Raw genomic sequence first — 12,122 nt, 5'->3', positions numbered from 1 at the left:
TGCTCGACCCTGCTGTGGATGCCGCCGGGCCGGCGGGAGACCACGTCGAGCACGGCCGCGTCCCGCAGGGCGGCGACGACCTCCTCGTCGGCGAGGGTGGGGTCCCAGAGGGTGATGTTGTCGCGGACGGTGCCCTCGAAGAGGAAGACGTCCTGGTCGACGAAGGACACCGAGGCGGCCAGGGTGCCGCGCGGGATGTCCTCCAGCCGCATCCCGTCGATCCGTACGGTGCCCTCCCAGGGCGGGAACAGGCCGGAGATCAGCCGGGAGACGGTGGACTTGCCGCTGCCGGAGCCGCCCACCAGGGCGATCTGCCGGCCCGGGCCCACGCTGAGGGAGAAGTCCTTCAACAGCGGTGCGTCCAGCGGGCCGTAGCCGAACGTGATGCCGCTGAGCTCCACATGGCCCGTCAGACGACGCCCGCCGCCCGGGGGTTCGCGCCGGGAGTGCAGGGGGTCGGCGGGGAAGTCCTCGACGTCCTGGAGACGGGCGACGTCGGCGGCGAAGTCCTGGAGCCTGCCGGCCACGCCGCTCAGCCGGGCGAGGGGTGCGGTGAAGCTGGTCACCAGCGCCTGGAAGGCGACGAGCAGCCCCACCGTGAGGTGTCCCTCCACCGCGCGCAGGCCGCCGATCCACAGGATCAGCGCACTGTTGAGGGCGGCCAGGGTGGGTGCGACGACGGCCAGCCACGCCCCGGGCACGCCGAGCCGCTGCTGCACGTCGAGGGTGACGGCGTGCTGCCCGGCCCAGCGGCGGAAGAAGCCGTCCTCGCCGCCGGTGGCCTTCATGGTCTCGATGAGCTGGAGCCCGCCGTACGAGGTGGCGGCCAGCCGGGCGCGTTCGGCGCGCAGCTTCTGGGTGCCGGTGGACCTCAGGTGGATCACCAGGCGCAGGGCCACCAGGTTGAGCAGGGCGGTCACGGTCGCGACGAGCGTCAGCCGGGGGTCGTAGGCCCACAGCAGGACGGCGTAGAGGAGCACGACGACCGCGTCCACCCCGGCGGCGGCCAGGTCGCGGGCCAGGGTCTCGGCGACGGTGTCGTGGGACTTCAGGCGCTGGACGAGGTCGGCCGGGTCGCGCTGGGCGTGGAAGGAGACGGGCAGACGGAGCAGGTGGCGCAGGAAGCGGGCGCTGCCGAGGGTGGAGGAGATGATCCGGCCGCGCAGCAGGTTGGCCTGCTGGACCCAGGTGAGGACGGCCGTGAGGCCCAGCGCGACCGTCATCGCTGCGAACAGCACGCCGAGCAGCGAGGACTGACCACCGATCAGGAACATGTCGATGTACGTGCGGCCGAGCGCGGGCACGGCGGCGCCGACGCCGACGAGCAGCAGGCTGGCGAGCACGGCGGCGATCAGGGTGCCGGACATGCCGTGCAGCCGGCCGGACAGTCCGGTCAGGGCTCCCGGCCGGCGGCCGGCACGGCGGAAGCCGGGGCCGGGTTCGAAGGCGAGGACGACACCGGTGAAGCTGCTGTCGAACGCGTCCATGGGGACGAACCGGCGGCCCCTGGCAGGGTCGTTGACGTGGACGCCACGGCCCCGGCCGGGGCGCCGGCCCATGCCCTCGTGGACGACGTAGTGGTTGAACTCCCAGAAGAGCACCGCCGGGGGCCGTACGTCGGCCAGTGCGGCCAGGTCCATCTGGAGGCCTTTGGCGGTCAGGCCGTAACGGCGCGCCGCCTTGAGGAGATTGCCGGCGCGGGAGCCGTCGCGGGAGACACCGCAGGCGATGCGGAGCTCCTCCAGCGGGACGTGGCGGCCGTGGTGGGCGAGGACCATGGCGAGTGCGGCGGCGCCGCACTCGACGGCCTCCATCTGGAGCACGGTGGGCGTACGGACCGTGCGGGGGCGGGGTCCGCGGCCCCGCCGGGGGGTCCTGCGGCGGGCGGCGGTCACGGGAGGAGCCAATCGAGGGGCTGCTGGGCGGCGAGGTGGACGGCGGCGGTCACCGGGGTCGCGGGGTCGAGCGGGTACGGCGGGCCGTCGGCGGAGGACCAGTGGTAGCCGGACCGGGTGGTGGCCGAGGGGGACAGGTCGACCAGGACGGCGACGGGGTCGCCCTGCCGGCCGAAGCGGGCGGCGAGCCGGGGGTCGCCGAGGAAGCCGGTGAGCTGGGCCTGGGTCTGCGGGGACCGGCCGACGGCCCGGACCCGGCCGCGCAGGACGCCGTAGCGCTGCGTGGGGACGGCGGGGACGGTGAGGTCGGCCCGGGCGCCGACGGGGACGGTGGCGGCGTCGGCGGCGGGGAGGTAGAGCACGGCCACGAGCGGGTCGTCGTCCGACCGGACCCGTGCGACGGTGGCCACCTCGGCGCCGGGTGTGACGACGGAGCCGGTGCGGGCGGTCAGGGTGGTGATCCGGCCGCCGGCGACCAGCCGGACGAGCTGCTCGCCGCGGTCGGTGGCGACCCGGAGCAGGGGGGCGGCCGGGGGCAGCAGCCGGCCCTCCTCGGCGAGCACGGCGGTGACCTGTCCGGCGACCGGGCTTTGCAGCAGGTAACTTCCCTCGGCGTGGGTCAGGATCCCGGGGGCGGACAGCCGGACGGAGACGGATCCGGTGGCGGCCCAGAACGTCGCGGCGGCCATGACCACGAGGGTGACGGCGAGCGCGAGGCGGCCCTGCGGGCGGGCGAGGCGCACGGGCAGGTCCAGTTCCTCGGGGGACCGCAGCCTGGCGAGCGCCTTGTGGCGGAACTGCACGGACTGTTCCTTCGGGTCCTTCGAGCGCGTGGTCCGGTACGGCGGGGGCGGCCACGGCCCCGGAGCGCGAGCGGGCCTCCGGGGCCGGGACCGGTGACGGGAGCCGGACTCAGAGGCCCGCGACGCCCACCTGCACACCGGCGATGCCGGTGACCTGGCCGGGGAGGGCGGTGGCGGCCTGGACGGTGCCGAGCGAGGTCACGGTGTCCAGCACGGTGGCGACGTCGCCGAGGACGGCGCCGGCGAGGCCGCCGGAGATGCCGATGCCGCCGGACACGGCGTCCAGGTCGGCGTCGGTGATCTCGCGGGTCTCGATCTCGTTACGCATGGGTGCGCACCCTTTCTTACGTTTGTTCGGGTTCCGTGGGGGGTGGCCCGATGGAAGCACGCGAACGAACGGGCCCGCCAATCCGGTTGACGGTGCGTCGAGAGGGCCGGCAGCGACTCGTGCACGGGATCACCCCGGTCTCTTCACGAGGTCGCGTAACGATTTTCCGGCGTCCGGTGCGCCCGGGGAACGGAACCGGACGAAACCGGCGGCTCTCCGGGGGGTGCGCCGGGGTGATGTGAGGAGCGGGGTGAAGGGGGCACCCCGCTTCCTGCACATGTGAACATTTCCGGGAGCAACGGAAGGTGACGGAGGCGCAGCGGTCCGCACTCAGGGGTGACCGGCGTGGTGGCCGGCGTCGTGGCCGGTCCCGTGACCGGCGCCGTTGCCCGCGTCGTCGCCCGCGTCGTGGCCGGCGTCGTGGGAGTCGCCGGACTCCAGGGTGCCGCCGAGTTGGTGATGGAGGCCGGTCAGGGCGGAGTCGGGGGTGGCGGTGACGATCCAGCGGTCACCGACGAGGTAGGTGCCGCCGTACGCCCGGGCCTCGGCCAGCCATTGTCGTTCGCCCTCCGGCGCCGCGAAGGTCACCATGCGGAAGGCTCCGGCCGGGGTCTCGCAGCCGCCCTGGCGCAGTTCCTCGGCGTCCACGGTGACCGAGGCCGTACAGCCGATGGCCGTCTCGATGGCCTGGAGGGGGGCCGGCCGGGCGGTCGGCGCGGCCGAGGTGGGGGCGTGGGCACCGGCGGCGGCCCCGTGCCCGTCGGTGGCGCAGCCCCCGCCCAGGAGGGCGGCGGCCAGGACCACGGCGGCCGGGGCGGCCCGGCGGCCGAGCGGTGGGGAGGTGCGCGGGGTCATCTCGGGCTCCTGACCCTAGGCCGCCGGTGCCTTCTTGCCGGTGTCGGTGACCGCCCACCACAGGCCCTGCTTGCCGTGCCCGGTGACATCGCCGGGCTTCTTGTCCCCGGTGAAGCGGTAGACGGGCCAGCAGTCGATGGTGAGCTGTGTCGTACCGTCCGGCCTCTTCACCGAGCCGATCAGCTTCTGCGGAATTCCCGTCACCTTGGCGGGGTCCACGGCCTCGGCCGGCTTCCAGGAATCCAGGCAGGAGCCGAGGCAGCCGATTTTCATCGGCCAGGCGCTGTCCTTGTCGAACCGGTAGAGGGTGTTTCCGGAACCGTCCACGAGAATATTGCCGAGTTTCGGGTCCCGGGAGACCGCGACCGGGGAGGACTGCGAGGGCTGCGTGGGCTGCTGGGAGCCGCCCTCGGCGCCGCCCTCGTTCGTGCCGGCCTTCTTGTCGGCCGCCTTCCGGCCGTCCGGGGCGAACGCGTGCCAGGTGCCCCCGACGCCCTCGCCGCGGGCCTCACCGGGCTTGGTGTCCTTGGCGTAGCGGTACACGGGCCAGCCCGAGAGGGTCAGCTGCTTGCTGCCGTCCGGGCGGGCCACCTCGCCCAGCAGGCTCGCGTCGACCGCGCCCATCGCGGAGGCGTCCGCCGCGGGGACCGGCGGCCACGCCTTGGCGCAGTCTCCGTCGCAGGTCGAGGCGGGCGGCTGGGCGGTGTCCTTGTCGAAGCGGTAGAGGGTCCAGCCCTTGGCGTCGGTGACCACGGGCCCGAGGCCCGGGACGTCCCGGGCGGTGAGCTTGCCGGCCGGGGCGGTGCGCGCCCCGCCGGAGGGGTCGGCGCCGCTGCCCGCGCCGTCGGCCGACCCGGATCCGTAGCCGGAGCCCGAGCCGTAGCCGTCGGCGCCGTACGGGTCCGCGCCGTTGCCCGGCCCTTCGCTCTTGCTGCCCGCCGGCCGGACGGCGTTGCCCGCGGGCGCCGTGCGGTCGTCGCCGCCGAATCCGCAGCCGGAGGCGAGCAGCAGCGCCGCCACGGCGGCACCGGCGAATATGTTGCGGCGTCCCTTGTGCACGATGACTCCCTGGTATTTCCGTTCGGCGGCGCATTGCGCGCCGTGGCTCTTTCGGCCGTGGCCCTTTCGGCCGTGGTCGTTCGGCCGTGGATCGTTCGGCCGTGGATCGTTCGGCCGTGGATCGTTCGGCCGTGGATCGTTCGGCCGTGGCTCATTGATACGGGGTCCTCGGGAATCCTCGATCCTTTCCGAAGGAATTTGTCAGATCCCGAAGAAGAATGAACTCGGCCCCCGGCGGCCCCGTGTCCGGCCGCCGTTCAGTCCGTGATGCGCAGGGCCAGGGCGGGGCAGCGACGGACCGCGCGCAGTGCCTTGGGGCGCAGCCGGACCGGGACCGGCATCGAAGCCTCGGCCGGGTAGCCGTCCGCGTCGAGCCGGACCACGTCCGGCAGCACGTCCACGCACAGGCCGTGCCCCTGGCACAGGGTCCAGTCCACGACGAGCCGTTCGGGGCCGGTGTCGTCGTCCGCCGGCAGCGGCAGGGCGCCGAGCACCCGGCGGCCGCAGCCACGGCCCCGCGCGTGGTCCTCGAACTCGTCCGGGAACGCCGCGAGCGCGGAGGCGACGAAGGACGCGGTGCCGTCGGGGTGGCTGCAGGCGCCGCGCCGGCGCACCGCTCTCATGCGCTGCGCCACGGTGTCGAAGGCGGCCCGGTCCCCCGCCACCGCGTCCTCCAGGGCCTGGGCGAGGGCGGGCAGCCCGCGGACACAGGGCCCGCACTGGCCGGCGGTCTCGTCCGCCATCCAGCGGGCCACCCGGGCGACCTCGCCGGCCGGGCAGGTGTCCGGCGGCAGCGGCAGCACCGCCCCGGCGCCGAGGACGGCGTCGTAGGCGGCCAGCGAGCGGCGCGAGAGCGTGGCCTGGCGGGCCGTGCCCGGGCCGAGCCAGCGGCCGTGGTAGCCGCCGACGAGGACGCCCTGGCCGATGTCGGTGCCGCAGAGCTGGAGGACGTACGGCAGCGGGATGCCGGCGGGGGTCTCGACGACGGTGGCCCCGGAGACGGTGAGCAGGACGGTGCCGGGTTCGTCGGGCAGGCCGGCCGTGCGGTACTCCAGTGCGCCGAGCCGGGCGGCGACGGCGAGCTGGGCGAAGGTCTCGGTGTTGGAGAACAGCGTGGGGACCCCGTTCAGGCCCCGGTCGCTGGTGCGGACCTTCTGCCCGGAGGGCAGGGTGGGCCCGCCGCCCAGGCCGTTGACCATGGCGGTGCCCTCGCCGGTGACGAAGCGCTCCGGCAGGCGCGTCACCCGCACCCGGTCGCCGGTCGCGGCGCGTTCGGCGGCCGCGGCGGCCACCGACTGCTCCACATCGGCCCGGGTGACCCCGATGACCACCTCCTCGGCGCCCAGGGCGTCGGCAGCGAGCAGGGCGCCGTCGAGGACCAGGTGCGGGGCGTGCAGCAGCAGGGCGGTGTCCTTGAGGCAACTGGGTTCCCCTTCACTGCCGTTGACCACCACGGCGGTGCGCCCGTCACGGGCGGCCGCCGAGCGCAGCACCGCCTGGAGCTTGCGGGCGAAGGGGAATCCGGCACCGCCCCGGCCGCGCAGGTCGATGTTCTCGGCGAGGTCGACCAGTTCGTCCGGGCGGTGCCGGGGCAGGGCGCCGTGCACGGTCAGATGGGAGACCCGGTCGAGCCGGGCGGCGGTGTCGAGCCCCGCCAGCAGCCGGGGCGGTCCCACGGAACCGAGGACGGGCAGGGGCTCGTACGTCATGACCACCGTCCCGGCTCGGCCACCAGGCGGGGACCGCGCGCCGCTGCCGCTGCCGCCGGGGGGACGGCCGGCCGGGGCGGCTGCCCCGGAGGCCGGACCGGGCGGGGCGGGTACGCCGGCGGCGCGGGGAAGGGCCGCGGCGGGCCCGGAACGGGCCGCGGCGGGGGTGCCGGAACGGGCCGCGGCCCGGTGTCCGGCGTACGCGGTACGGAGGTCCGCCGGCGGGCGGGGCGGGCGGTGAGCGGCACCCGGGACCGCGGCGGACCGGGCGGCGCGGGCGGCGCGCCGCCGGGCGGGGCGGCGGCGCCGGCCCGGGCCGCCCCGCGCAGCCGCTCGCGGGCCCGGTGGGCGAGGACGGCGGCCACCCCCGCGAGGCACAGGGCGTAGGCGACGGTCACCCAGGCGTCGGCGGCCCGGCCGGCCTTCAGCCCGTGCACCAGCGACGCGCCCCAGGCGGGGTAGGCGCCCATGTGCAGGGCCCGCCACAGCAGGGAGCGGCGGCGGGTGGCGAAGGCGCTGCGGACCGCGCCGGAGACGGCCACGCTGACGAAGAGGTAGCCGGCGAGGGTGCCGAGGCCGATCAGGACGGGCCGGTCGGCGTCGCTGAAGGGCAGGACGACGGAGGCCGGGCCGGTCCGGCCCTCGGCCACCTTCACCCAGATGTGCAGGGCGAGGAAGCCGAGACCGGCGACGGCGAGGCCGCGGTGCACGCCCTGGGCGAGGAGCCGGTGCCCGGAGTCGAGCACCACGCGGTCGGTGGCCACCAGCCCCCACAGGACGGTGGCGGTGAGCGAGACGAGCGAGAGGACGCCCGCGCCGAAGTCGAGGAAGTCCCACAGGTGCGTGAACGCACCGGCGCGGGCCGCCACGAGGAGGGTCAGCAACAGCGCGGCGCCACCCGCGAGGAGCGTGCCGGACCGGGAACGTCCGGCGGCGGGCAGGAGGGGCGGCCGCCGGGCGGCGCGGCGGCCGCCGGCGGCGGCGCGGGCCGCTCCGGCGTGGCGCCTGCGGCGGCGGGACCGATGGGGGCGGGGCGGGTGCGTCTGGGACAGGGGCATCGAGTTCTCCCGTGCGCCCGGATGGCGCCGAGGCTCCACCTCTCGCTCGGCACCCCGGGGTTGTAGTCGAGACTGCGCGGCCGCGCTGTGAGATCCCACGCGCCAGGGCCGGAGTGCCTGAAGCATCGTTGAGCTCCGCAACGTCTCCACAGGTTTTATCGAAATGTGACAAGTTCTCGCACCCGCGTCGCCATCACATCGTGTAACCACGGAGGATTCGGTTCCAGTGGTGCGGCCGTGACGGGTGTACACACCCGTCCGCCGCCCTCCCCGTCCCCCGGGGCAAAAACGCGGCAAAACCGCGGGACCGCCGCCGGGGGAAGCCCTCCCAGAGGGAGTGCGAGGTCTCAACTCCCTTGACCGGCCAGTGGATCCGGTCGAGGAGAAGGCCTCGGCGGGCCTGTCACCTCCCCCAGCCGGCAGGCCCTACCCCGGCATGAACGAGGTAACGATGTGCGAACTTCTGAACCGCATCTGGTCCCGCCCCCGCGGCGAGTGGACCCGCGTCCTGCGCAAAGAACTGCCTGCGCTGGCCGCCAAGTTGGTGGAGGAGCTGCTCCATGGAACGCACGGTGCCACGGCGCTCGGCGAAGACATCGATGCCATCGATGACGAACTGCTCATACGGGCGGTCGAGGAGGCCCTCCTCGTGGCCCTCGGCTACTGCACCTCCGAACAGCACGGCGACGGGGCCGCGCCGGACGCGCCCGTCGACCACGACTCCGGTCACCCGGCCACCCGGCCGGCCGGCCACCAGGACCCGCCCCCGCCGCCCGACGGGCACGCACCCGTCCCCGTACGCGTGCCGCTGCGTGAGCGCGAGCCCGTCCACGAACGCGTGCCGGGCCACGAGCGGGAGCCCGTCCACGAGCGGGAGCCCGTCCACGAGCGGGAGCCCGTCCACGAGCGCGAGGCCATGGACGGACGGGGGCCGGCGGACGAGCGGGCCCGGGTCCGGGGGCACGACCAGCCCCGGTACCCCGGCCACGACGGGGCCCTCGTCCCGTCGGAGCGGGCGCGCCACGAGCTCTTCGTCGCCCTGACCGGCGAATCCGCGACACCCCCCGACCCCGACCTGGCCGAGCTCGCCGCGGCGGCCGGCTGGCCGCGGTCCGGCGCCGTCCGGGCCGTCGCCCTGGCCTCGCCGGGTGAGACCCAGCAGCTGGCCGGCCTGTTCGACGACGCCCTGGCCGGCCAGGCCGGCGGCCAGCCCTGCCTGTTGGTGCCCGGCCCCGACGGGGACAGCCGGGCCCCCCTCGAACTCGCCCTGCGCGGCCGCTTCGCCGCCGTCGGCCACCCCGTCCCCCTGCGGGACACCGCCTCCTCGCTGCGCTGGGCCGCGCGTCTGCTCGCGCTGTCGCCGGGCCGTGGCGGGCCGGACGCCCGCGCCGTGTTCGTCGAGGACCACCTCTCGACCCTGATGCTGCTCCAGGACGAGCCCCTCGCCCACGCCCTGGCCGCCCGCTGGCTGCGTCCCCTCGCCGATCTGACCCCGCGGCAGAGCGAGCGGCTGGAGGTCACCCTGCTCGCCTGGCTGGAGGGCGGCGGCGCCCCGGAGGCCGCGAAGGCGCTGAGCGTGCACCCGCAGACGGTGCGCTACCGGATGCGGCAGCTGGAGAAGCTCTTCGGGCCCGACCTGCGGGACCCGCGCACCCGGTTCGAACTGGAGATGGCGCTGCGCAGCCGCCGGCTGATGGCCCAGGTCCGCCGCCAGCACTCACGGGTCGGGCGCCGGGTGCGCCCGGTCACCACGGAGTTCCGGCCGCTGGCCCTGGGCGCCCGGATGGCCCGGGTGAACGGGCTCTAGCCCCGGCCCTCCCCCGCCCGGCCGGCCGGACGGACGACGGTGGCCCTCCCCCCGCGGATCCCACGGATCGGCGGGGGGAGGGCCACCGTCTCGTCGTGACCGCGGTCACCGGCCGCGCGGAGCGGCGAGCACGGGCCGGGGCCCGGCGGGTGGCGCGCCGAGCGCGGCGTTGAGGTCGAGCAGCTCGGCGTAGGCCCGGCCGCACGGCCGGCAGAGCGCCAGATGCCGTACGAGTCCGGCCGGGCGCCCGCCACCGCGCCGGACGGCGGCACCGAGCAGGGAGACGTAGTAGCGGCAACGGGCCGCGTCGGCGGCGCCGGCCGCGGCCGTGGTGGTGGCGTGGGCGCGCAGATAGGCCTCGCGCAGGCCCTCGCGGGCGCGGAAGGCCAGGGAGGTGACCGCGCTGGGGCTGATGCCCAGGAGCAGGGACACCTGGTGCGGCGAGCCGCCCTCGATCAGGGTGTGCCACAGGACGGCCTGCCAGCGCTCGGGCAGCGCGTGGAAGGAACGGGCGACCAGCCGGCGGTCCTCGTCGGCCAGCCACAGGCCCTGCGGGTCGCCGCCGGCGGGCGCGGGCCGGCCCTCGAAGTCGGGGATGAGCAGGTGCCGGCGGTCCCCGGCGCGCCACTCGACGGCGGTGTGTCGGACCACGGCCAGCAGGTAGGCCCGCCAGGTGCCACGGGGTCCGGCCCCGGCGCGTACGGCCTGGAAGGTGCGCAGGAAGGCCTCGGAGACGAGGTCCTCGGCGTCGTGCGGGGTGCGGCAGCAGGTGCGCGCGTAGGCGAGGGCCGCGCCCCGGTGCCGACGGTAGAGCACGTCGCAGACGGCCGGGTTCGCGGCGCCCGCCGCGTAGGCCTCGCGCAGGAGGCGGGTGAGTTCGTCGTCGCCGGCCGCGGCCGGCTCCGTTCTGTCCCGGACACCGGTCATGACACTCCTCGGGGACGCGGGTGCCGGCCCGAACTCGGCTTCGGGCCGGCACCCTTCCCGGCGCGGACGCGGGCGGAACGGGGAGGAGGAGGCGCGCGTCCGCGCCGGGGGCTCGACGGTTCGGCGGATCAGCCGGTCGGCGGATCAGCCGATCGATGGATCAACCGGTCGGTGGATCAGCCGGTCGGTGGATCAGCGGCAGTTGCGGCCGCTGTTGATGCAGCGCACCGCCTCGGCCATCAGGCGGTCGTTCATCACGTTGATGAAGTCGCCGTGGTCGGTCACGGGCTTGTGGAGCTGCTCGGGGAAGCTGTCCACGGCGAAGCGGGCGCCCTGCGGGATGCCGTAGACGATGCGCTGGACGAGCTGGGGCAGGGCCTTGAAGCCGTTCTTGCAGCGGCCGTCCTTGTCGGCGAAGGCCACGTGGGTGCGGTGGTTGGCGCTGTCGGTGTTGCGGCCGTCCCAGCAGCTCTGGAAGGTGAAGGTGCGCACGACGTCGCTGCCCTTGGGGCAGATCGGGTACTTGTCCTTGAGCTGGCGGTCCTCGAACCCGGTGCAGCTCCAAGAGGCGTTGGCGTTGGCGGTGCCGTTGGTGAAGGCCTTGGCGTCCCCGGTGATGATGCGCAGGAAGCGGGGCATGGCGGTGACCGGGCCGGCCGGGCTGCCCTTGAAGTCGATGGTCACCTGCTTGGGGCGCAGGATCGTGCCGATGTTGCCGTCCTTGCCGCCGCCGGGTGCACCGGCGTCCCGTTCCTGGCGGCCGTCGCGCAGCCGCAGCACGGGCCAGTAGTACGTGGACTGGTCGCCGTTGGTGCAGGTGGTGCCGGCCGCGGCGAGGCTGTTGTTGCTGGAGAAGGCGTCGGTGGAGACGTTGCCGACGTAGTCGTGCATGTGGTGGGCGCCGTTGCCGACGCCGGGGGCGACGATGACGTTGTCGGGGTTGAAGTGGCCGTTCTCGTTGCGGCCGCAGGAGACGGAGAAGGAGCCGGTGGAGGCGTTCCGGCCGGGGGCGGGGCGGCGTGCGTCGGGCTTGACGGTGGTGATGGCGACGAAGTCGCTGCGGGCGGGGCCGCCGGAGCGGGCCGGGGCGCCGCCGGACCGGGCGGCGAGGTTCTGAGCCTGCCCGTCCCCGGGGGCCGCCGCGCCGTCGGTCCCGTCGGCGACGGCCAGTTCCTCGGGCGGGGTCTGCTTCATCCGGCAGGTGCTCAGGCCCTGGAGGCCGTCGGGGCGGCGGGTGACCCGGCCGATGGCGTCGGCCAGTTGCTCGATGGTCTCGCCCCGTTGGCGGCCGAGGTCGTCGAGGAGGCCCTTCTGCTGCCGGGGGGCGGCGGCGGCGCCGGAGGCCAGCTTGCCGTAGGCGTCGGCCACCTGGCCGTCGAGCCGGGCGAGGTTCTCGTCGACCTGGGCCCGCGCCTGGTCGGGCACGTCGCGGAGCCGGTCGCCGACGTCGGGGCAGTCGATGGTGGCGGTCACCACGGCGGTACGGCCGCCGCGCTGGGCGCTGCCGGCGGACGCCTGGTTGGCGACCACGGCCACTCCCCCGGCGCCCAGGGTGAGGGTGGCGACGAGGGCGAGGGCCTTGCGGGACAGCCTGGGGCGTTTGTGGCCCTGTCGGCTCATGCGATCACTTCACTTCGTCGGGCGGACGTCGGGGGGACGTCGGACGGGTACGGACGGGCGG

At 75.4% G+C, this 12,122-nt stretch carries 10 protein-coding genes; 1 reads left to right on the top strand and 9 read right to left on the bottom strand.

Going from position 1 to position 12,122, the window contains the following annotated elements:
- The 7 genes from EF918_RS24445 to EF918_RS37195 form a co-directional block, all read right to left on the bottom strand.
- The coding region (locus tag EF918_RS24445; RefSeq protein WP_260610599.1) for a cysteine peptidase family C39 domain-containing protein at nucleotides 1-1,895 on the bottom strand (1,895 nt) is incomplete at its 3' end.
- The gene (locus EF918_RS24440; RefSeq protein ID WP_125650506.1) at nucleotides 1,892-2,698 is read right to left on the bottom strand and encodes an HlyD family efflux transporter periplasmic adaptor subunit; all 807 of its coding nucleotides are present in this window, start codon (nucleotides 2,696-2,698) and stop codon (nucleotides 1,892-1,894) included. The genes EF918_RS24440 and EF918_RS24445, both read right to left, overlap by 4 nt.
- 109 nt (nucleotides 2,699-2,807) lie before the next feature.
- Entirely contained in the window at nucleotides 2,808-3,026 is a 219-nt protein-coding gene (locus EF918_RS24435) for a hypothetical protein (protein WP_125650503.1), read from the bottom strand.
- Nucleotides 3,027-3,356: 330 nt separating this feature from the next.
- Nucleotides 3,357-3,881: a hypothetical protein gene (locus EF918_RS24430; RefSeq protein WP_125650501.1), complete on the bottom strand. Its 525-nt coding sequence runs from the start codon at nucleotides 3,879-3,881 to the stop codon at nucleotides 3,357-3,359.
- 15 nt (nucleotides 3,882-3,896) lie between these two features.
- The gene (locus EF918_RS24425) at nucleotides 3,897-4,940 is read right to left on the bottom strand and encodes an SCO0930 family lipoprotein (RefSeq protein ID WP_260610598.1); all 1,044 of its coding nucleotides are present in this window, start codon (nucleotides 4,938-4,940) and stop codon (nucleotides 3,897-3,899) included.
- Between the two features lie 257 nt (nucleotides 4,941-5,197).
- The gene (locus EF918_RS24420) at nucleotides 5,198-6,649 is read right to left on the bottom strand and encodes an NADH-quinone oxidoreductase subunit NuoF family protein (protein ID WP_125650499.1); all 1,452 of its coding nucleotides are present in this window, start codon (nucleotides 6,647-6,649) and stop codon (nucleotides 5,198-5,200) included.
- Nucleotides 6,646-7,707 carry a hypothetical protein gene (locus EF918_RS37195; protein ID WP_185921899.1) on the bottom strand — a complete coding sequence of 354 codons (1,062 nt, stop codon included), beginning with the start codon at nucleotides 7,705-7,707 and terminating at the stop codon, nucleotides 6,646-6,648. The genes EF918_RS24420 and EF918_RS37195 overlap by 4 nt, the downstream gene beginning before the upstream one ends.
- A 451-nt stretch (nucleotides 7,708-8,158) precedes the next feature.
- Between EF918_RS37195 and EF918_RS24410 the strand changes: the two genes are divergently transcribed.
- Nucleotides 8,159-9,514: a CdaR family transcriptional regulator gene (locus tag EF918_RS24410; protein WP_125650497.1), complete on the top strand. Its 1,356-nt coding sequence runs from the start codon at nucleotides 8,159-8,161 to the stop codon at nucleotides 9,512-9,514.
- A gap of 105 nt (nucleotides 9,515-9,619) precedes the next feature.
- Here EF918_RS24410 and EF918_RS24405 read toward each other — a convergent pair whose 3' ends face one another.
- Both EF918_RS24405 and EF918_RS24400 read right to left on the bottom strand, forming a co-directional pair.
- Nucleotides 9,620-10,441 carry an RNA polymerase sigma factor gene (locus EF918_RS24405; RefSeq protein WP_125650495.1) on the bottom strand — a complete coding sequence of 274 codons (822 nt, stop codon included), beginning with the start codon at nucleotides 10,439-10,441 and terminating at the stop codon, nucleotides 9,620-9,622.
- A gap of 192 nt (nucleotides 10,442-10,633) precedes the next feature.
- Entirely contained in the window at nucleotides 10,634-12,061 is a 1,428-nt protein-coding gene (locus EF918_RS24400; protein ID WP_125650493.1) for a DUF1996 domain-containing protein, read from the bottom strand.
- Nucleotides 12,062-12,122 lie beyond the last annotated feature (61 nt).

Source organism: Streptomyces sp. WAC06614 (assembly GCF_003949795.1).
Classification (GTDB): Bacteria; Actinomycetota; Actinomycetes; order Streptomycetales; family Streptomycetaceae; genus Streptomyces.
Note: the sequence above shows the minus strand (reverse complement) of the source record. Positions and strands in the feature narration are given on the sequence as shown.